Consider the following 21105-nt stretch of genomic DNA (forward strand, 5'->3'; position numbering starts at 1 on the left):
CTGTTCGACACCGAACTCTCACCGTCCCGCAAGCTTGTCGTCACCAGGCAGCGGGAATCCTGTCCATAGTCCTCGCTATCCTGGCGACGGAATCGAAGCCAATGGCGGGCAAACCGCCGGGAGGGACGTCGGCCCGGTGCCCATCACCAGAGTCGCGGAGCACCCGCGACCGGATCACGTGTTGTTCCACTTCAGTGACACTCATCTCCTCGCCGGTGACGACGCGCTGTACGGCGATGTCGATGCCGACCTGCGGTTACGGCAATTGCTGGAGCAGGCCGCGTCCAGCCGGATCCGACCGACCGCGATCGTGTTCACCGGCGACCTCACCGACCAGGGTGAGCCCGCCGCATACGACAAGCTCAAAGCGATCGTCGAACCATTCGCTAGAAGTTTGCGAACGCCGATCGTGTGGGTCACCGGCAACCACGACGACCGCGCCGCGCTGCGCACCCAGCTGCTCGGTGAGCATGCCTCGACATCCCCGCTGGATCGCGTCCACCTGATCGACGGCCTGCGCGTCATCGCCTTGGACACCTCGGTCCCCGGACACCACTACGGCGAGATCACCGACGACCAGCTGGCCTGGCTGCGCTCGGTGCTGGCCGGGCCCGCCCCGTTCGGCACCATCCTGGCCATGCACCACCCGCCCGTCCCCTGTGTGCTCGATCTCGCCGTCACCGTCGAGCTGCGCGACCAGCGCAGGCTGGCCGACGTGCTCGACGGCAGCGACGTGCGCGCCATCCTCGCGGGCCACCTGCACTACTCCACCAGCGCCACCTTCGCGGGCATCCCGGTCTCGGTGGCGTCGGCGACCTGCTACAGCCAGGACCTCGGCGTCGCGCAGGGCGGCACGCGTGGCCGGGACGGCGCACAGGCCTTCAACTACGTGCACGTCTACCCGGACACCGTGGTGCACTCCGTGGTCCCCATCGACCGTGGTCCTACGGTCGGCACCCCCGCGACGCCGGAGGAAGCGAACCGGAAACTGGTGGAGGAGGGCATCGTGATACCGCCCGCCGCGGGCATCCCGCAGGTTATGCGGCGCCGGGCGTCGACTCCGGAATCGGATGACGAGGCGGTGCGGTGAGCCGCTCCCACGGCGCGGTGTCCGGGTAGTACTCGGCGAGGAACTCCGACACCGCCTGGACCCGCTCCGCCTCCGCGATCTCGGGAAAGCTGCCGTCGTTCAGGCAGAAGAAGTCGACCTCCCGGCGGCGCGCCAACCCCGCCAACAGGGCAAGGCCCCGGTAGCTCGTCGTGTCGACGTAGCGGACCTTCGCCGCCTCCTGTGGCACCGCGCGACCAGTCAGCAGCGCGTAGTAGTGGTACAGGGAATTGGTTACCGAAATGTCGGTCGCCGAGCGGAATCGGCTCGCGCTGGTTCGCGCGAAATCGGCCGCGAATTCCCCTTCCATCTCCAGCAGTACGCTGCGGCACAGTGGAACCGGCGTATGTTCCAGATGCCGGGTGATGACATGCCCGAAATGTTCTGCGAGCAGTCTGCGATTCACCCGTGCGGCGTTCTCGAATCCGCTGCGCCGCTCGTCGTTCGGTCCAGGGCCGATCCTGGTGTCCGCCTCGATGAATCGGCTCACCCCGGCCGGAGTGAAGAACATGAACGGACGAACCGGGCGCGCGAAGAACATGTCGTCGTTGGCGTACAGGAAGTGCTCGCTGAGTCCTTCGATGTGCTGCAACTGGCATTCCACCGCGTGCGAATTGAAGGTAGGCAAGACCGCGGTGTCACGGAAATGGTCGACCGCGCGCACCACTGTCACCTTCGGATGCGCGGTCAGCCAATCCGGCGCCGTGGAATCGGTCGCGATGAAGATCCGCCGGATCCACGGCGCGTTCTTGTGCACCGACCGCAGCGCGTACTTCAGCTCGTCGATCTGCCGGATCCTGGCGTCCGCGTCGTCACCTTCCCCCACCACGACCTGGGCGAGCATTCCGGCTCGACGGGCGCGGAACTCGGGATCAGAGCCGTCCACCCAGGAGAACACCAGGTCGATGTCGAAGTCGACGTCGGTCGGCTGGGGCGCGAACATATCCACCAAGGTCGGCCAGGCGCGGTCGAACAACCGCACCTGTGTGACCTGGACGTCGGCGAGGTCGAAGACGGGGCGCGTCAACGCGTTCGGGCGCGGACAGGTCACCGTGTCACCGTGGTATTCCCACAGTTCCAGATCGACGTGGTGGGCCGGGTCGAGGTCGCGACCGAGCCGGAAGACGTTGTGCCCCAGTTCCATACACGAGAATCCCGCGGACATCGCCGCCGCCGCCACCCGGCGCACCATGAGATGGTGCGCCGCGTCGGCCGCGAGCACAAACCGGTCTCGACTGTCGCGCACGAGCAGGAACGGCACCTCCGCCGCCGCCAATTCCGCGCGCAGATAGCCGAGATCCTCGATCATCGCGGTCGATGCGGCGAGATTGGCCGCCGTCGGCCGCGCCACCATTTCTACCGCCCCCGAATTCACTGCTCCCTTGTCCATCATGGCTGTCTCCACATCTGTCCATACACCGGTTTTCGTTCTTATCCGGGTCCGCGCCGAGGTCGGGCGGCGCCTGGAGTCGATGCCGCGACATCGACTCGAGGTGGCCGCGCTCGGCGCGACATTCAGAAGTGGGGAAGGGTGCCGAAGCGCAGGAACGAATTGCTCACCTGATATCCAGACGACTGGTAAACCATTTCGTTTTCACCTCACTCACGGCCGGACGCCGAAGCGTCATAGATGGAAGCGCTGCACTCGTGCGCGGCGACGCCGACGAGGGCGCGAGCCGCAGCACGCCGAGCCGGACGGTCATCGGCCGGCAGCAAAATAGTGGACGGCCCCGAGAAAAACGGGACCCGTTACGAATGATGCAACGCGGGCGGCATTACGTCAATCGGAACGCTCGGTTTCCACCTGCCCTTCCGCTGCCCCTCCGCTCCGACCGGCGAACCCCTGGCCGTGACACACCGGAGGCCGCGCAGTTAGGATAGCCTCACCATATAGGCCTGGAAGGGGTGGCGCTGGTGCGCGTCGTCGTTTTGTTCGGAACCGAGATGGGGACCGCGGAGACCGCCGCGGACAGCATCGCCGACGAGCTCTCGTCGGCGCACGAGGTCTCGGTCTGCGACATGACCGACTTCGACGTCGACGACCTCGACGTGCACGACTTCTACATCGTGGTCTGCTCGACCTACGGCGACGGCGATCTGCCGACCGGCGCCGAACCGTTCTCCGACGCGCTCGACCGGCGCCCACCGCAGCTGACCGGGCTGCGGTTCGCCGTGTTCGGGCTCGGCGACACCGTGTACGGCGACACCTTCAACCGCGGCAGCGAAATCATCGCCCAGAAGCTCATCGCATGCGGGGCCGCCCAGGTCGGCGAGCACGGGCGGCACGACGCCTCGACCGAGGTCCGCGCCGAGGACATGGCCCGAGAGTGGGCCGCGACGCTCGACATCCCCGCACTCGTCTCGGCCTGAAAATCACGAGAACAGTCCACGGTCACTGACGATTCCGTGGATCTCCAATCGCGGGAATTCCTCGCCGATCCACTCGATCGCAGCACGCAGGGCAAATTCGGAGACATCCTGGGGCACGAACGATCGCACAGACCCACAACCGCTCAACGCATTCAGCAGCAGGCGCGTCGTCTCCCGCGAACCCGACCCGAGCTCCACCAGCTCGGTGGCGCCGCCCACTGCGACCGCGATCTCGTCCGCGTTGTCTTACAGCAGCGCACGCTCGATACGGGTCGGATAATACTCGGGGAGCTCCGTGATCGCCTCGAACAGCTTGCTGCCCTGCGCATCGTAGAACCACTTGGACGGCAACCATTTCCAACGCGTGGCCAACCCCGGCAGAACGTCCTCGGACAGCTGGCCGCGGAAATCGGCGGCGGTGAGCTGAATATCGATCGTGGATCCCATGTCGACCGTGAATTCCTTTCGTGCGGATACTCGACCGCTATTCCGGTGGAGAAGCGCTCGAATTACCAGAATCTGGACGAACGGCGTCCGCCGTGTGGCCGCATGGACAAGGTGTGCGCGCCGAGACACACCGGATTCGCGGGAACATGACCGGAGCCGGTGCCGTCGGCGGACAGCTGGAGGACCTGCCGTGCTCGCGGTCCCGCGATGGCATCGACGCGGCAGGTCTTGTGCCAACCGAAAGGCATCAGATGGACTCGTTCGCCGCGTTCTTCCAGGCGTTCGGCGAATTCCGCCAAGACGTCGAGGGTGTCGGCGAGCTCCGAAAGCACATCCACTTCCGCAGGGGCATTCGCGATGTCACCGGATACCGGCAGGTGGGCTACGCCGTCGACGACAACCTGCCACGCATCGGTCTCGTCGACGATGTGCCGAACTACCTGTACCGCCGCGCCCGCCAAGGTGAGATCACCGTGGCCGACGCCGACGGTCACGAGTAGGCAATCGTGGAAATACCTGCGCACCCAGACGGCCGACGGCTCCAGGTCGACCGCGCACGGGCTCGGCTCCGTCACCATGTATTCGAACGTGTGGCAGCGATTACTGATGATCTGCACGGATTACCCCGCTTCCTCGATCGCTTTCACGGCATCGAGGTCGAGCACCGCGCCGGCGGTGCGCTCGATGATGCCGAGGCAGATCTCGTCCGGTTGGTATTTCGGCTGAATGGCGCTGTGGCCAATGGTCGCCAACCAGATGAAATACGGATACAACGCCTGCTGTCGGTAGGATAGCCACGCCGTGTCGAAATCGGGTGCCGGAGCACCGCAGGCCGCCAAACGCTCGAGATAGACGGCCAGCAGGTCACGCTCCCAGTCCCGCCGGTCGTGCACGCTGAGGCCGGAGCCCACCACATAGGCGAAGTCATACGCCCAACTGCCGCGCAGCACGACTTGCCAGTCGGTGAACCCCATGCGACCGTGGGAGGTCATGTAGGTGTTGCCGATGTGACTGTCGCCATGCAAGAAGGTCTGTGCACCGGTGCTGGCGATCTCCAAGGATCGTTGCAGCGCCCGATACAGCCGATCATGGTCGGCCAGCAGCGTTTCCGGTAGCACCGCGGCTGCCCGCCGGGCTCCCACCCGTGCTCGTTTCGACATACCGATCAACCGGTCGAGATTGGCGAAGTGCGCCCGCGGCGGCTTGAGCCACCGATGCTGCTCGAGCTCGGCATCGTTCCAGTGCTGGGCATGCCAGGTCGCCATGGTGCGCAGCAGATCCTCCATCTGCGTGCGGTCGATCGGGGTCTGCGGCGTGCTGAAGGTGGCGCCCTTGGTGCTGACGATGTCCTCGAGCAACGAGATCGTCCGGCCCGACCGATAGTCGATCGCGCTGTGGTAACCGCGCGGCGCTTCGATGTCCAGCGCCGGCCGCACGTGGCTGAAGAAACCTGGCTCACCGCCGAGGATTCCGGCCAGCTCCAAGGTGAGGCGCTGTTTGAAGCCCGCGGTGGTCTTCGCGAACAGTTGCTCCGGCAGGCCTGCTGCCCGTCCGGCGTCGTTGTAGCTCACGCTGAGCTTCCAGCGGGTGGACGTGCCGGCGCTCACGTCTTGCGTATCGAACGCTTCGACATCGGCGCCGGGATGCCCGGCACACAGCACCGCCGTCAGCCATTCCGCTGTCACCTCACGGCCGGTCACCGGGACGTCGGTCGCGGCACGGGCCCGAGGCCCGGTGAGCGATTCCTTGGCGACATGACCACCTATGCGGATGATCCCCCGCATCACCTCTAGTACGGGGTTACGGGTGGCAGCACTGGACGCCAACGAATATCTCCTCGACTCGGTGGTTTTCGATTGCTGTGCCCGACGGAGTTCTGGGTATCGGGCCGCTTTCAGGCACGCTATGGCACGTGCGGGAGCGGAACATCCGTCGCACCGGAAAGAAATATCCGTACGGTCAGGCCCGCCAGAGGACAGTTCGACCGGCCGCCTTCGCTCGAGATGTTTAAGCTCACCTGCATGCAGGAGCCCTTCGCGACAGTCTTCGTCGGTCGTGACGCCGAGATCGAGAACCTGGCGGCCCTCGCGGGCCGAGTCGCCGCGGGGCAGGGCGCCGTGGTGCTCGTGGAAGGCGAACCCGGTATCGGCAAGACCTCGCTACTCGAGGCAGCCAGGATCCGGTTTGCCGCGGCGGGCCTGCATGTGCGCATCGGCGCCGCCATGGAACTGCAGCGGGACGTGCCGTTCGCCGCGGTGCACTCCTGGCTGGATGTCGACGGCACCCCATCCGGCTCGGGGTCGGATCCGATTCGCGCGCTGCTGCACAGCGGGGATCGGGCGGGCGACGCGGCGGCGACCCACGAGTTCACCATCACCGAGGCGATTCTGGATCACATCGATACCTGGTGTGTCGCTACTCCGGTCGCACTGATCATGGACGACGTCCACTGGGCAGACACGTCGAGCCTGTTGGTGTTGCGTCGGCTCTGCGCCCTCATCACACCGCTGCCGCTCCTGCTACTGCTCGCGGCCCGCCCACGGCCTCGAGACCAGGCATTCACCGCGCTGTCGGCGGAACTGGTCGAACGTCGCGCCCCGATGATCCGACTGGACGCACTCCCCGACTCGGCTGCGGCGACACTGGTGCGACACATGGTCGGTGCCGCCCCCGGCCCTGGCTTGCTGCGAAGGGTGGCTGGTGCGGGCGGCAATCCGCTCCACATCACCGAATTGGTGGCCGCGTTGTTGCGCGATGAGGCGATCACGGTGATCGCCGAAACCGCCGCCGCGATGGAAACGGCTGCCGACGACGGTCCGACCGCCTCGCTGGCGGGCGCGATCGCACAGCGGCTGGAATTCCTGTCCCGCCCGACGCGAGACGTGCTGCCGATGGCGGCCGCCCTGGGACCGGCCATCAATGTCGCGGAACTGGCGGCAGTGCTGAACAGCCCCCTCCTGGATGTCTGGAGCGCCGTCACCGAGGCGATGGATGGCGGGCTGCTTACTCGGGTGAATTCCGAACTGGTGTTCCGGCACGATCTGATACGCGATGTACTGTCCGATCAGGTACCTGCTTCGCTGCGCTCGGATCTGCTCAGGCGGGCGGGGCAGGTCCTGCAGGCAACCGATGCGCCGATCGAGCGAGTCGCCTACTATCTGTCGACCGGCGGCCACGAGCTCGACAAGACAAGTCTCGACTGGCTGGTGGCCGTGGCCGACAAACTGATCGTGCGAGCGCCCGAGCTGGCCGTGCAGCTGCTGAACCGCGTGGCGACCGCGACGGACCTCGACGGCGCCATGCGCTCGGTGCTGATCCGCTGGCAGACCCGGGCATTGCTGTGGAACGGCCGCGCCGCGGAGGCCGAGTCCGTCGTGCGCGCCGCGCTGCACACGCGACCGGAACACAGCCACGACGTCGAACTGCGGTGGTTGCTCGTCCAAGTCTGCCAAGCGCAGGGCCGGTTGGCAGACGCTGTCGTCGTCGCCGAAACAGCGCTGTCCACCATGGATCTCGGTGCCGAAGACGCGGGCCGATTTTTGGGAATGTGCGGACTGGACAATTTCTTCCTCGAGCGGTTCGAGGCGGCGGAGCAAGCAGGCCGACGGGCGATGTCGATGGGGCAGAACAGTGGGAACCCGCTCGCCACCGGATACGGTCTCATGGCGGTGGGTGCGGTGCGCTACACCCAGGGCCACCTCGACGAGGCGATGGATCTGAGCACTCGGATCCTCACCATCTTCGAGGACGGGACCGGATCGGACCAGTTCGATCCCTATGTGCTGTACGCACACTGCCTGATCGAGCTCGATCGGCTCACCGACGCCGAAGAGACACTGAAGAAGGCCATCGGGCACAACCGCCGGATGCACGGGGTGTACCTGTCCCCGAACCTGCTTGCCAAGGCGCGACTGTACCTACTGGACGGCCGCTGGGACGATGCGCTGGCCGAATGCACGGCGAGCATGGAGGGGCCCGACGCGCTCGGATACGCGCCGGTCGCGCACAGCCTGGCGGCACTCATCGGAATTCACCGCGGCACCTTCCTGCCCGACCCGGACGGTATTCCCGCGCCGGACGACCGCTTGGGCAGCACCGGCTATGCGCAGGTCCACCCCTGGGTCAAGGCCTTGACGCACGAGGCCCGCGGTCACCCGGACGTAGCGCTGAAACTGCTCGCCGGCACCCATCAGCGGCTGGCCGATGGCATGACCGCGTCCACGCTGCACTACATCTTCCCGGACATCGCCCGGCTGGCCGCGGATGTCGGTGACAAGGATGCGGCCCAGTCGGTGGTAGCCGCCGCGGACGAGCTCCTGGCGCGACGGGCGACCGCAGGCAGAAAGGGAACGGCCCTGCTCTGCCGAGGTCTGGCCGACCACGATCCCGACGCCCTCTTCATGGCCGTCAACGCATTCCAACAGTCCGGGTGGCCGCTCTACGAAGCGCAGGCCCACGAGAACGCCGCCGTGCTGCTCGCTGCCGCGGGACGAGATGCCGACGCCCGTAGCGCGCTGGAAGCCGCGATAGGGCTCTACAGCCGGCTGGGCGCATCGTGGGATACCGGCCGCGCGGTCGCACGCGTGCGGCCATATGGAATTCGGCTGGGTGTCCGCGGTCCGCGCAACCGCCCGAAGTCCGGGTGGGCCGCCCTGACGGATACCGAGCGCAAGGTCGCCGCGCTGGTGACCGAAGGCTGCTCCAATTCCGACGTCGCGGCGCAGATGTTCCTGTCGCGTCGCACGATTCAGTCACACGTGTCGAATATCCTGGCGAAACTCGACCTACGGTCACGGCGCGAGATCGCTGCGGCCATGCCACGTACTCGATGATTCCGTGGCCCGCCCGGGTACGGCGCGGTCCGGCCGAACAGCAGACCTCCACGAACCTTCTCCGGAGCACACCAGAGCGCCGCGCGCGAAAGTCATGGCCGAAGGACATGAGCAATGCTGAGCGGGTAACCAGCTCGGCCACAATACGATCCAGCACCATATGTCAGACCGACCAGGACTAACTCAGGCAGGCGCCGTCGCAGTACTAGACTGCTATGAAGCGCGGCACAGCCCGCCGCGCGCGACGATCCATGAGGTGACGCAGATGGCATCCGGAGCGAGCCCCGTTCAACGTCAAGACCCCTTGTTAGATCATCCCGAGCTGGACGTGCTCCCGGAATGGCCCTTGGAGACAATCGGCGTGCTGGTCACGACCGATCCCGCGCCACACGCGATCCCGGTGTCCTGGCCGGTGCGTGCGGGCGATCGGCAGATCTTGATCAGCCTCAAGTTCGACCGCGGCTCGCTGGCCCGGCTCCAGGAGCGGCCCGAGGTCGCACTACTGATCCTCGGTGCGGGCAACGTGGCGATGTGCGCGCGGGGCACCGCGCACGTCGTCGCCGAGGAGATGCCGGACGCCACCGATTACGTGGCGGTCCGGATCGACGTCGAGGTGATCGACGACCACCGCCAGTCGGCCTTCGCCGTGGCGCAGGGCATTCAGCGTACGGTGCTCGACGACGAGAGCGAGCTGCGTGCACTGAAAGGGCGTGTGGCCACGCTGCAATCCTGGATAGACAACCAGAACTGAACCGGTACAACAGTTCCCGATAGCAACGGAGACAGGCGGCACCGGTGTGCCGCGCGGAAGGGGATCATGAGCGTCACTTTGGCCAAAGGCGGCAACGTTTCGCTGTCCAAGCAGGCGGCGAATCTCACCAAGGTGTCGGTGGGTCTCGGTTGGGACGTGCGCACCACCACCGGCACCGACTACGACCTCGATGCGAGCGCGCTCGCGTGCGGACCGAATCTGAAAGTGCTGTCCGACCAGCACTTCATCTTCTACAACAACCTGCGTTCGCCCGAAGGATCGATCGAGCACACCGGCGACAATCTCACCGGCGCGGGCGAAGGCGATGACGAGATGATCAATGTCGACCTCATGGCGACCCCGCCGACCATCACCAACATCTTCTTCCCGGTGTCCATCCACGACGCCGATGCGCGGGGACAGTCGTTCGGCCAGATCCGCAACGCGTTCATCCGGGTGGTCGACGCCGCCACCGGCGTCGAGTTGGCCCGCTACGACCTGACCGAGGACGCCTCCGTCGAGACCGCGATGGTGTTCGGCGAGTTGTACCGGCACGGCAACGAGTGGAAATTCCGCGCCATCGGCCAGGGGTATGCGTCGGGTCTCGGGGGTATCGCCCGCGACTACGGCGTGAACGTCTGACGGCTCTCGAATTCCGCGATCGCGGCGCGGATCTTCCGCTTGATGGAGTGCGACGCATCGAGTTCCGGAAGATCCGCCCAGCGCGGCCGAGCACATCGGGCAGGTCCGAGTAGTGGTGCTCGCGGCGCCACTGATGCCGGCCGGACGTGTGCTGTGCGGGGTCGCACTCGCGGTCAGCCGAAGTAGCCGTCGAACAGGATTTCACTGATCCTGGTTGTGGTCTCCATGCCGACCTTGTCACCGCCCTCGATCACCCGAGTGTTGTCCATGATCGCCAACGTGTACCGCTCGTCCTGGCCGACAAACCCCACTGAATTCATCAGCCAGGAACCGTCGTCGTTGTCGTCGGACCAACCGTTCTTGTTCCCCGGCCGCGCCTTCGCGCCCGCGCCCCAGACCCCCCACTGCTGGTTGACATCGACCGAACGCATCTCATCGACGATGTAGTCCCGATGCCGCGCAGGCAGCTGCTCCAGCACGTAGTTGATCAGACGGTCGAGATCGTTCGCCGTGGTCAGGATCCAGCCCCAGTAATGCTTGTGTTGGTCGGTGAACTTCATGTCCGTCATGCCGTAGGACGGAAACCGCGTCGGGTACTCCGCCTCACCGCCATAGCGGTCCCACATCGTCGTGGCCGCCTGGTCGTCGCTGGAGTTCAGCATCCTGCGCATCAGCTCACGGTCCTCCGCGGTCAGCGTGATCGCGCCCGAGTCGTTGCGTAGCAGCAAATCCACCACCATGGCCAACTTGGGCGTGGAACACGCCCAGACGAGCGCGCCCGCTTCCGCGCTGCGCCATACGGCACCGGTCATACGGTCGCGGACCACGATTCCCGCGAACCCGGGACGAGTCCTTGCGTACGCTTCGGCCTGCTCGATGCGGACCAGCAGCGCTGGATCGAACCCCGTGCCGTTCTGGGAGAACTGCGCGTCGTCGGTTGCGGAGTGAGCCCCGATCGTCACCGCGGTCACGGTCAGCAGCACTGCCGACAACACACCGGACAGCACCACGAGGAATGGTCTTCTCCCTCGGTGCCCGAAGATCGCAATAGAACGCACAGGCTTTCCTTCCGTCCCTGATCTAGCGAACCGAGAGGGCTGTCAGCTGCCGGTCCCCATCCGCCAGATCGCATTGTCATGAACGTTTCGGTGTGCGACCATCCAGAACGCACGCCAGTCATCGAAAGTGAGCGGAAGACGTTCGCCACGTACATTTTCGGCCGCGTCCTCGGCCGCGCGGATGACGGAGGCGAAGGTGAGGGTTGCTTTGCGGAGGCGTTCCTCGGCGCTGTCCAGGCCGCCGAGATGAACTACGCGCAGCCCTTCCGGGATGAGGTCGGGTGGGAGGCCCGCTTTGGTGCTGCGGGAGATGATCTTTTCCGCCAGAGCCAAGGCGGGTTGGGCCATGGCGATGCCGTCCAGGCAAGAGCCGCGGGACTTCTCGGCGGATTTGCGTTCCTCCCAGGCGCGTTCCTGGGCGGCGATCTTCTCCTCGACGGTCGCGTCGGGGGCGAAATCGGCGTCGCTCAAATGGGGGCTGCGGTTGACGAGTTTGGCGACCAGGGCGGCGGCTACGTCGTTGACAGTGAATTCGCCTGCGGCTTGGGCTATTCGAGAGTGGAAAAGGACTTGGAGGAGCAGGTCACCGAGTTCTTCCTTGATGGTCTCGGCGTCCTCGTGCTGGATGGCGTCGAGGAGTTCGTAGGTTTCCTCGAGCAGGTATGGGCGCAAGGAGTCGTGCGTCTGGGTGACCTCCCAACCACCGAAATTCCACAGGCGGTCCATGACTTCGACAGCTCCGGCGAGACCGGCCGCGACAACCGCCGTGTCGCTCGGCAGATGCCGATCACCGTTGGGCGGCGTGCGGCCGGAGGCGGCGTGCCGTGCGGCACGCAAGACGGATTCGTCGCGAGTCGAACTCATCGGACCGACATCTCGGTGGCGACGGTGAGATCGACCGCGCCCTGGGCCTTTCCGTCCAGGGCGAGCAGCAGGTCGGCCACGAATTGGAGCAGCACCACGTCGCGGACCCGCTCGGCCCCGACGCTGTCCTCCACCCGCGGCAACGGAAGTTGCACCACGCCGGAGACGGCGCGGTATCCCGCGCTCGGGTAGATCCGCTTGAGGCGCAGTTGTTTGGAATCCGGCAGATGAAGCGGTGAGATCTTCAACGTCGTTCCGGTGACGGCGATTTCGGCGACCTCGTACGCACGGGCGAGCAGTCGCAGCTTGGCCACCGAAACGAGGCGTCCGACCTCGACCGGCAGCGGACCGTACCGGTCGACGAGTTCCTCGACGACCAGCGCGAGCGCCGCATCATCCTGCGCGGCGGCCAGTTTCCGATACGCCTCCAGGCGGAGGCGGTCGCTGGCGACGTAATCGGGCGGGATGTGCGCGTCGACGGGCAAGTCGATGCGCACCTCTTTGATCTCCTCGGTGGTGATCGGCTTGCCGTCGGCGGCGGCGCGATAGGCCTCGACCGCCTCGCCGACCAGACGGACGTAGAGATCGAAGCCGACGCCCGCGACATGGCCGGACTGTTCGGCGCCGAGCACGTTGCCCGCACCGCGGATCTCGAGATCCTTCATCGCGACGGCCATGCCCGCACCCAGATCCGAATTCTGCGAAATCGTGGCCAGGCGGTCGTAGGCCGTCTCGGTGAGCGGCTTCTCCGGCGGGTACAAGAAGTAGGCGTAGCCGCGCTCCCTGCTGCGCCCGACCCGGCCGCGCAGCTGGTGCAGCTGCGAGAGGCCGAGGGCGTCGGCGCGTTCCACGATCAGTGTGTTGGCGTTGGAGATGTCCAGTCCGGTCTCGATGATCGTGGTGCAGACCAGCACGTCGAACTCCCGCTGCCAGAAGCCCTGCACGGTGGACTCCAGCGCGTCCTCGTTCATCTGCCCGTGCGCGACCGCGACCCGCGCCTCCGGCACGAGATCGCGAATCCGCTTGGCCGCCTTGTCGATCGACGACACGCGGTTGTGCACGTAGAACACCTGGCCGTCGCGCAGCAGCTCGCGCCGAATGGCGGCGGTGACCTGCTTGTCGTTGTACCCGCCGACGTAAGTGAGCACCGGGTGGCGCTCCTCGGGCGGCGTGAGGATCGTGGACATCTCGCGGATGCCGGCCAGGCTCATTTCCAGGGTGCGCGGAATCGGCGTCGCGGACATGGTGAGCACATCGACATGGGTGCGCAGCGCCTTGATGTGTTCCTTGTGCTCGACGCCGAACCGCTGCTCCTCGTCGACCACCACCAAGCCGAGGTCCTTCCAGCGCACGCCCGTCTGCAGCAGCCGGTGGGTACCGACCACGATGTCGACGCTGCCGTCGGCCATGCCCTCCAGCACGACGCGGGCATCGGGCGGATCGGTGAAGCGGGAAAGCCCCCGCACGGTGATCGGGAAGCCGGAGACGCGCTCGGTGAAGGTCTGCAGATGCTGTTGCGCGAGCAGTGTGGTCGGCACGAGCACGACGACCTGCTTGCCGTCCTGCACTGCCTTGAAGGCGGCGCGCACGGCGATCTCGGTCTTGCCGTAGCCGACGTCGCCGCACACCACTCGGTCCATCGGGACCGGCTTCTCCATGTCCGCCTTCACCTCGGCGATGGCGGTCATCTGATCGACGGTCTCGGTGAACGCGAACGCATCCTCCATCTCCTGCTGCCATGGCGTGTCCAGCCCGAACGCGTGTCCCGGCGCCGCCTGGCGGGCGGCATACAGCTGCACGAGCTCGCCCGCGATCTCGCGAACGGCCTTGCGCGCCTTGCGTTTCGTATTGGCCCAGTCCGAGCCTCCGAGCTTGGACAGGCTCGGCATCTCACCGCCGACGTAGCGGGAGAGCTGATCGAGCGACTCCATCGGCACGAACAAGCGGTCGCCGGGCTGACCGCGCTTGCCCGGCGCGTATTCGATAACCAGGTATTCGCGACGCGCGCCGCCGACGGTGCGCTCGATCATCTCGACGAACTTGCCGATGCCGTGCTGATCGTGCACCACCATGTCGCCCGCGTTGAGCGCCAGCGGATCGACCTGGTTGCGCCGCTTGGCGGGCATCCGCTTGCCCTCGGCAGGGGCGGTGACCCGGTTGCCGGTGAGATCGGATTCAGCGACGACCACGAGCCCGGCGTCGTCGAACACCAGACCGTCGTGCAGCGAGCCGCACAGCACGCCGACGACGCCCGCGCTCGGCTCAGCGCCCGATTCCAGCGCCGCCGCGGGCACGTCGGCATCGGCGAGCCGTTCCAGAACGCGCTGCGCCGTACCCTGTCCCGCGACGACCACGACCGCCATGCCACCAGTGGATACGTGCGCGCGCAGCGAGGCGAAGATAGTCGCCACCAGCTCGTCGGAACCGCGCGCAGCGGGACCGGTCAGCACCGGGAGGACGACCTCCGCCGGGTCACCGGAGGTGAGGGGGCTCAGCGTCCACCAGGGCAGGCCATGCCGGTCGGCGCTGGCGTGGATCTCAGGCAGCGGACGGTAGGCCGAGGCCGCAAGGTCGAGCCCGTGCCCACCGAGCGGAGCGGCGCCGCCGAACGAGGCCGCCGTCCAGGATGCCTCCAGGAACTCCTCGCCGGTGCGCACCAGATCGGCCGCGCGGGTGCGGATCTTCTCCGGATCGCACAGCAGCACGTGGGTTCCCTCGGGCAGCACCTCGGTGAGCAGGCGCAGCTGCCCGGGTTGCAGTACCGGCAGCAGCGCCTCCATGCCGTCGACCGGGATGCCCTGCGCCAGCTTCTCCAGCATCTCGACCAGCGCCGCGTCCGCCGCGTTGGCGACGGCGACCTCGGCGGCGCGCTCGCGCACCGCCGTGGTGAGCAGCAATTCCCGGCACGGCGGCGCGACGACGACATTCGCCGCGACGTCCGGCAGCGAGCGCTGGTCGGCGACCGCGAACGGCCGCAGCTCGGCGATCTCGTCGCCCCAGAACTCCACGCGCACCGGATGATCGGCGGTCGGCGGGAAGACGTCCAGGATGCCACCGCGCACCGCGAACTCGCCGCGCTTGCCCACCATGTCGACCCGGGTGTAGGCGAATTCGACCAGGCGTGTGAGCAACTCGTCGAAGTCGAATTCGACACCGACGCGCAGCACGATCGGCTCGATGTCGCCGAGCCCGCCCGCCATCGGCTGCATGAGCGACCGCACCGTGGTCACCACCACGCGCAACGGCCCCGGGAAGGTCGAATCGTCGGGGTGTGCGATCCGGCGAAGCACCTCGAGCCTGCGCCCCACCGTGTCGGCGCCTGGCGAGAGTCGCTCATGCGGCAGCGTCTCCCAAGATGGGAACTGCGCCACGGCGGCGCCGAGCATCTCCTCGAGCTCGACGGTCAGATCGTCGGCCTCGCGCCCGGTCGCGGTGACCACCACCAACGGCCGCTCGGCCGCGACGGTCGCCGCCACGAACGGCCGCACCGCGGACGGCGCGACCAACTCGACCGACGCAGTGCCGATCAGCTCCGCGACAGTCCGTAGCGAGGTATCGGCACCGGCCGCGGCGGCCAGTCCCGCCAACGGCGGGCGGTGGGTGGACATCGACAACTCCTGAGCGCAGGCGGGCGTTATGGTGTTGATTTTTGCAGCGCCTGCGGCGCTGCGGGTTCGCGGCCCCTGGATGGCTCGCATCCGAGCGTCCGAGACTCACCCCCGGCAGAGCGGGAAGAGGGTCGACCAGGCGTTTTGTGGTTTGGCCTGGCGAGAGCGAGCGCTGATCGGGGTGGTTCGCCGCTTGGTCCAGCCGCCTCCGCGACGAAGTCACCAGTGGCAGTACCCAGCCACGAGCCACCCAATGCGAGCCATCCAAGGGTGGCGCACCCCAGTGCCGCCGATACCGCCTCACACAACCACACCGGCCGAACCCCCATTTCCGAGCGCAGCGAGACCGAGCATTCCCCTGTTCGCGGCCCGGCTCGCGTCCGAGCGGCCGACGCGTCCGCGACGAAGTCGCCAGCGTCGGTCGCTCGGACGCGAGCCAAAAGGGGGCCGCGAACCCGCCGCGCCCGCGCGGCCAAAATTACGGCACGTAGCGGCGGAGTCTGCGGGCGGCGAACTCACGGAAGTACGACAGCTTCTCCGCGGGGACGAGCGACGGCAGCAGGAAGAACCAGGCGCGTTCCATCCTGATCGCCATCTGGTCGATCGTCTCGGTGCCGACTGCGGTGATGTGCACGCCCGCGGTCACTTCTTGCAGCAGTAGGCCGATGACCTCAGGGTCGAGGTGGGACTCCAGATCGCCCTGGGCGACGGCCCGCTCGGAGAGCAGGCGGTAGGTGTCGCCCCAGGTTTTGGCGATGTTGTCGCCCTGCGCGCCGCGGTAGTCGCCGATCTGGTGGGTCAGCTTCAGCATGGCGCCGACCATCGGGTCGTTCATCGATAGGTCGGCAACGACGTAGGTGATGCCGATGCACGCTTCCAGCGCGGGCACTCTGGGATCGAAGAAGCCCTGGCACGAGCTGATCAGTCGCTCGTTGCCCTGGTCGACCACGGCGCGCGCCAGCTCTTCCTTCGAGCCGAAGTGAAAGTACAAGGCGCCCTTGGTTACGTTGGACTGCGCGATGATCTCGCTCAGGCTCGCATTCGCATATCCCAAGCGCAGAAAGACATCGGCAGCGCCAGCAAGGACGGAATCGCGCGTGATCTCCGCGCGCGCTTGCCTAGCCATCAGATCCGCCTGTCATCCCAAAACCAGCCATCCTGAAGTAGACCGAAATCCCGAAGTAGACCGACTTACCGCTCGAACAGCACCCAGAGGATGGGTGAACCGTACCATCAGCTGCCCGCCCGGCAGCGGATTCGAGCATTCGATCAGACCTACAGCGCAATTTGCTGGTTAACATCCGAGTCACTCCCCGGTGCTCGCGCGCCATTCCGAGCTGAGTCGCGGATGGGCTTCCAGATGGCTGAGTCCGTTCCAGCAGAGGTTCACCAGATGTGCCGCGACAACCTCTTTCGACGGTGTGCGCTCGTCGAGCCACCAGGTGGCGGCGGTGGCGACCTGACCGACCAGTGCCTGCGCATAGAGCGTAGACAGGCTGGTGTCGAAACCGCGGCGCTCGAAATCGTCCGCCAGTATGTGCGCCACTTGGTTGGTCGCCTCGTTGAGGAGGCTGGAATACCGGCCTTCGGCAGCGGCGGCGGGCTGATCGCGCACCAGAATTCGAAACCCGTCGGTCCGTTCTTCGATATAGGTCAGCAGTGCTAGCGCGACCTGTTCCAGCCGAATTCGGGACCGATTCTGGGTGAGCGAGGACGTGATCATGTCGAGCAGCATCGACATCTCGCGATCGACGACGACCGCGTACAACCCCTCTTTGCCGCCGAAGTGTTCGTACACGACAGGTTTCGAGACCTGGGCACGTTGCGCGATCTCCTCGATCGAGGTCGCGTCGTATCCGCGTTCGGCGAACAGCGCGCGACCGATCTCGATCAACTGCTGACGCCGCTGGGTACCGGTCATCCGCGGCCGGGACACCCGATGCGACTCACCCGAAGACACAATTCCGCCTCTCCGCGTTTTTTGCCGGTCGTGGGTGCCTCGACGATTTCGCACCGGGCCGACGGTCACCTGCCCGGCTGGGTTTTGGGCGTACCCGACGAGTTACCCATGTGCGTGCGAAATCAGCCGTCACGTTCAGGAAGCTCGCGTACCTGGCTGCCCTCCCGCACGCATGACATTACCGTCCGGCGACAACTGCTCCACAGCCGTCCGGCGACAACTGCTCCACAGCCCCCGCCACCCGCCTGGCAACGCGGCGGATACCGAGCCCACTCTGGACCCCGGTGACCACGAGGCCGGCAGGACACCTCGGGCACGTCCGGTCCGAACGACGAGATCCGAGATCACCAACCCAGGCGGTGTGCACAGATCTCCCCAACGCGACGACTGATCTCGCACGTACATGGGTAACTCACCGGGCACGCCCAGAACTCGAGCAACACCCAACGCAGGACCCGAACGCGAATCTCGCGGCACCCGACCAGTACGGCCTAAAGACCCGGAGAGGCGGGGGAGCGGGGGAGCATTCGCGAGGAAGCGGGGGAGTATGCGAGGATCTTTCCCGTGCCGTGGCACAGCGGCGGGGGTTTCCCGAACCGCCGATGTGGTAATCCGCCGTGGTGTAATGGCAGCACATCTGATTTTGGTTCAGAGAGTTCAGGTTCGAGTCCTGGCGGCGGAGCTCGACAGCACGATGACTATCGTTGGCCGCACATCGCTGACCATGCACGACGACAGCCCCGCACGAGGACAGGCAGCCGAGGGAGATCCATGCCACAGCAGACCGCCGTCGTCGTTCTCGCAGCCGGTGCCGGGACGCGAATGCGGTCGAAGACCCCCAAGGTGCTGCATTCGCTGGCCGGTCGGAGCATGCTCGCGCACGCGCTGCATGCGGCGAACGAGATCGACCCCGCGTACCTCATCACTGTGGTGGGGCACGACCGTGGCCAAGTCGGCGCGGCGGTGTCCGCGATCGCCGACGACCTGGGCCGGGGCATCACGACTGCCATCCAGGAGAAGCAGCTCGGCACGGGGCACGCGGTGCAGTGCGCTCTGGCCGCGCTGCCGGTCGGTTTCACCGGCGATGTCCTGGTCACCTCCGCCGACGTGCCGCTGCTGGACGGGCACACGCTCTCGGCTCTGCTCGACGAGCACCGCAGCTACGCCGAACGCTCGGCGGTCACCGTGCTGACCTTCGTGCCCGACGACCCGAACGGGTACGGCCGCATCGTGCGTGACGCGAACGGCCAGCTGGTCGAGATCGTCGAGCATGCCGACGCCTCTCCGAAGCAGGCCGCGATCCCCGAGGTGAACTCCGGCGTCTACGCGTTCGACGCCGCGATACTGCGGACCATGATCAGCAGGCTCTCCACCGCCAACGCCCAGCACGAGCTGTATCTGACCGACGTGCTGCGACTGGCACACGAGGCAGGCCACCCCGTGCACGGAGCGCGCCTGCTCGACGCGGCCAAGGTCACCGGCGTCAACGACCGCGTGCAGCTGGCTTCGGCGGCGAGCAGGCTCAACCGCTACATCCTGGAACGGCACATGCGCGCCGGCGTCACCATCATGGACCCGGCCTCCACCTGGGTGGATGCCAGCGTGCGGATCGGAAGGGACGCGGTGCTGCGCCCTGGCGTGCAGTTGCTCGGCACCACCGTGATCGGCGAGGACGTCGAGGTGGGCCCGGACAGCACGCTCACCGACGTCATCGTGGGCGACGGCGCCAAGGTGGTCCGCACCCACGGTGAGGGCGCGACCGTCGGGCCGCACGCCAACATCGGCCCGTTCAGCTATCTGCGTCCCGGCACCGTGGTCGGCGATTCGGGCAAGCTGGGCGCCTTCGTGGAGACCAAGAACGCCTCGATCGGCGCGCATTCCAAGGTGCCGCATCTGACCTACGTCGGCGATGCCACCATCGGTGAGCACAGCAACATCGGTGCTTCCAGCGTTTTCGTCAATTACGACGGCGTGACCAAGCACCACACGACAGTTGGCTCGCACGTGCGCACCGGCAGCGACACCATGTTCGTCGCGCCGGTGACGGTGGGTGACGGCGCGTACACGGCGGCGGGTACTGTACTGCGCAGAAGTGTTCCGCCCGGGGCTCTCGCGGTGTCCGGCGGACCGCAGAAGAACATCGAGGGCTGGGTGCAGCAACACCGTCCAGGGACGGACGCGGCGCTCGCGGCGGCGGAATCCATCGCGGCCAAAGAGATGTCGGGTCAGGCAATCGAGCAAAAGGATGGCAAACAGCAGTGACCGCGTCATGGATCGACAACCAGAAGAACCTGATGCTCTTCTCGGGACGCGCCCATCCTGAGCTGGCCGAGCAGGTCGCCAAGGAACTCGACGTGCACGTCACGCCGCAGACCGCCCGCGACTTCGCCAATGGCGAGATCTTCGTCCGATTCGAGGAGTCGGTACGCGGATCCGACGCCTTCCTCCTGCAGAGCTTCCCCGCGCCGCTGAACCAGTGGCTGATGGAGCAGCTCATCATGATCGACGCGCTCAAGCGCGGCTCCGCCAAGCGGATCACCGCGGTGCTGCCCTTCTACCCCTACGCCCGCCAGGACAAGAAGCACCGCGGCCGCGAACCGATCTCGGCCCGCCTGGTCGCCGACCTGCTGAAGACCGCAGGCGCGGACCGGATCATCACCGTCGACCTGCACACCGATCAAATCCAGGGCTTCTTCGACGGCCCGGTCGATCACATGCACGCCCAGCTGCAGCTGGCGGAGTACGTGCGCAACAACTACAGCCTGGAGCACATCACCGTCGTCTCCCCGGACTCGGGACGTGTGCGCGTCGCCGAGAAGTGGGCAGACTCGCTGGGTGGCTCGCCGCTGGCGTTCATCCACAAGACGCGCGACCCGCTGGTGCCGAACCAGGTGAAGTCCAACCGCGTGGTGGGTGAAGTCGAGGGACGCACCTGCATCCTGATCGACGACATGATCGACACCGGTGGCACCATCGCAGGCGCGGTCAATGTGCTGAAGGAGGCAGGCGCCGGTGACGTGGTGATCGCCGCGACCCACGGCGTGCTGAGCCCGCCCGCCGCCGAGCGCCTCGCCTCCTGCGGCGCCAAGGAGGTCGTGGTGACCAACACCCTGCCGATCAGCGAGGAGAAGAAGTTCCCGCAGCTGACCGTGCTCTCCATCGCGCCGCTGCTGGCCCGCACCATCCGTGAGGTCTTCGAAAACGGCTCGGTCACCGGCCTTTTCAACGGCAACGCTTGACCGCCTCTCCGAGTATTCAGGCCGTACTGGTCGGGTGAGACGGGGTTTGCGTTCAGGTCCTGCGTTGGGTGCTCTCCCGCCTCTCCTGGGTTTCAGGCCGTACTAGTCGGCTGCCGCGTGATTTGCGTTCAGGTCCTGCGTTGGGTGCTGGTCGGGTTCTGGACGTACCCGGTGAGTTACCCATGTCCGCACGAGATCAGCTGTTGCGTTGGAAGTGTTGGGTTGT

General features: G+C 66.5%; 15 protein-coding genes, 1 tRNA gene and 1 pseudogene. 9 read left to right on the top strand and 8 right to left on the bottom strand.

Annotated elements, in window-relative coordinates; all coding sequences use genetic code 11:
• The first annotated feature begins 136 nt into the window (after positions 1–136).
• A complete protein-coding gene (locus OHB12_RS20135) occupies positions 137–1090 on the top strand; it encodes a phosphodiesterase (RefSeq protein ID WP_327110140.1) in 954 nt (317 codons plus the stop codon).
• Here OHB12_RS20135 and OHB12_RS20140 read toward each other — a convergent pair.
• A complete protein-coding gene (locus OHB12_RS20140; RefSeq protein WP_442799821.1) occupies positions 1038–2501 on the bottom strand; it encodes a stealth family protein in 1464 nt (487 codons plus the stop codon). The two genes, OHB12_RS20135 and OHB12_RS20140, sit on opposite strands and share 53 nt — an antisense overlap.
• 521 nt (positions 2502–3022) lie before the next feature.
• Here OHB12_RS20140 and OHB12_RS20145 point away from each other — a divergent pair.
• Positions 3023–3478: a flavodoxin domain-containing protein gene (locus OHB12_RS20145; protein ID WP_327110141.1), complete on the top strand. Its 456-nt coding sequence runs from the start codon at positions 3023–3025 to the stop codon at positions 3476–3478.
• A 3-nt stretch (positions 3479–3481) separates the two neighbouring features.
• On the opposite strand, the pseudogene OHB12_RS20150 reads toward OHB12_RS20145, so the two are convergent.
• Positions 3482–3925, bottom strand: a pseudogene (locus tag OHB12_RS20150) (L-histidine N(alpha)-methyltransferase).
• A gap of 146 nt (positions 3926–4071) precedes the next feature.
• Between OHB12_RS20150 and OHB12_RS20155 the strand changes: the two are divergent.
• Positions 4072–4425 carry a hypothetical protein gene (locus OHB12_RS20155; protein ID WP_327110142.1) on the top strand — a complete coding sequence of 118 codons (354 nt, stop codon included), beginning with the start codon at positions 4072–4074 and terminating at the stop codon, positions 4423–4425.
• 120 nt (positions 4426–4545) lie between these two features.
• Here the strand turns inward: OHB12_RS20155 and OHB12_RS20160 are convergent, their stop codons facing one another.
• Entirely contained in the window at positions 4546–5751 is a 1206-nt protein-coding gene (locus OHB12_RS20160; protein WP_327110143.1) for a phosphotransferase, read from the bottom strand.
• Positions 5752–5946: 195 nt separating this feature from the next.
• On the opposite strand from OHB12_RS20160, the gene OHB12_RS20165 reads away from it, so the two are divergent.
• From OHB12_RS20165 to OHB12_RS20175, 3 genes are all read left to right on the top strand, one after another.
• Entirely contained in the window at positions 5947–8757 is a 2811-nt protein-coding gene (locus tag OHB12_RS20165; protein WP_327110144.1) for an ATP-binding protein, read from the top strand.
• Positions 8758–9022: 265 nt separating this feature from the next.
• Entirely contained in the window at positions 9023–9508 is a 486-nt protein-coding gene (locus OHB12_RS20170) for a hypothetical protein (protein WP_327110145.1), read from the top strand.
• A 66-nt stretch (positions 9509–9574) separates the two neighbouring features.
• Entirely contained in the window at positions 9575–10150 is a 576-nt protein-coding gene (locus OHB12_RS20175) for a TerD family protein (protein WP_327110146.1), read from the top strand.
• A gap of 173 nt (positions 10151–10323) precedes the next feature.
• On the opposite strand, the gene OHB12_RS20180 is transcribed toward OHB12_RS20175, so the two are convergent.
• From OHB12_RS20180 to OHB12_RS20200, 5 genes are all read right to left on the bottom strand, one after another.
• Positions 10324–11208, bottom strand: coding sequence for a serine hydrolase (locus tag OHB12_RS20180; protein ID WP_327110147.1), 885 nt, complete (start codon positions 11206–11208; stop codon positions 10324–10326).
• Between the two features lie 42 nt (positions 11209–11250).
• Positions 11251–11934 (bottom strand): MazG family protein, encoded by a 684-nt coding sequence (locus tag OHB12_RS20185; RefSeq protein ID WP_327121281.1) that lies wholly within the window; start codon positions 11932–11934, stop codon positions 11251–11253.
• 134 nt (positions 11935–12068) lie between these two features.
• Positions 12069–15680, bottom strand: coding sequence for a transcription-repair coupling factor (gene mfd / locus OHB12_RS20190; protein ID WP_327110148.1), 3612 nt, complete (start codon positions 15678–15680; stop codon positions 12069–12071).
• Between the two features lie 478 nt (positions 15681–16158).
• Positions 16159–16806, bottom strand: coding sequence for a TetR/AcrR family transcriptional regulator (locus tag OHB12_RS20195; protein ID WP_327110149.1), 648 nt, complete (start codon positions 16804–16806; stop codon positions 16159–16161).
• A 180-nt stretch (positions 16807–16986) separates the two neighbouring features.
• On the bottom strand, positions 16987–17601 hold the full coding sequence (locus OHB12_RS20200; RefSeq protein WP_327121283.1) for a TetR/AcrR family transcriptional regulator: 615 nt from the start codon (positions 17599–17601) through the stop codon (positions 16987–16989).
• A gap of 650 nt (positions 17602–18251) precedes the next feature.
• On the opposite strand from OHB12_RS20200, the gene OHB12_RS20205 reads away from it, so the two are divergent.
• The 3 genes from OHB12_RS20205 (at position 18252) to OHB12_RS20215 (ending at position 20879) form a co-directional block, all read left to right on the top strand.
• A tRNA-Gln gene (locus OHB12_RS20205) sits at positions 18252–18322 on the top strand.
• Positions 18323–18411: 89 nt separating this feature from the next.
• Positions 18412–19902 (top strand): bifunctional UDP-N-acetylglucosamine diphosphorylase/glucosamine-1-phosphate N-acetyltransferase GlmU, encoded by a 1491-nt coding sequence (gene glmU, locus OHB12_RS20210; protein ID WP_327110150.1) that lies wholly within the window; start codon positions 18412–18414, stop codon positions 19900–19902.
• Positions 19899–20879: a ribose-phosphate diphosphokinase gene (locus tag OHB12_RS20215; protein WP_327110151.1), complete on the top strand. Its 981-nt coding sequence runs from the start codon at positions 19899–19901 to the stop codon at positions 20877–20879. Before glmU ends, OHB12_RS20215 begins: the two co-directional genes overlap by 4 nt.
• Positions 20880–21105: the final 226 nt, after the last annotated feature.

It is taken from the genome of Nocardia sp. NBC_01730 (genome assembly GCF_035920445.1).
Taxonomy (GTDB): domain Bacteria; phylum Actinomycetota; class Actinomycetes; order Mycobacteriales; family Mycobacteriaceae; genus Nocardia.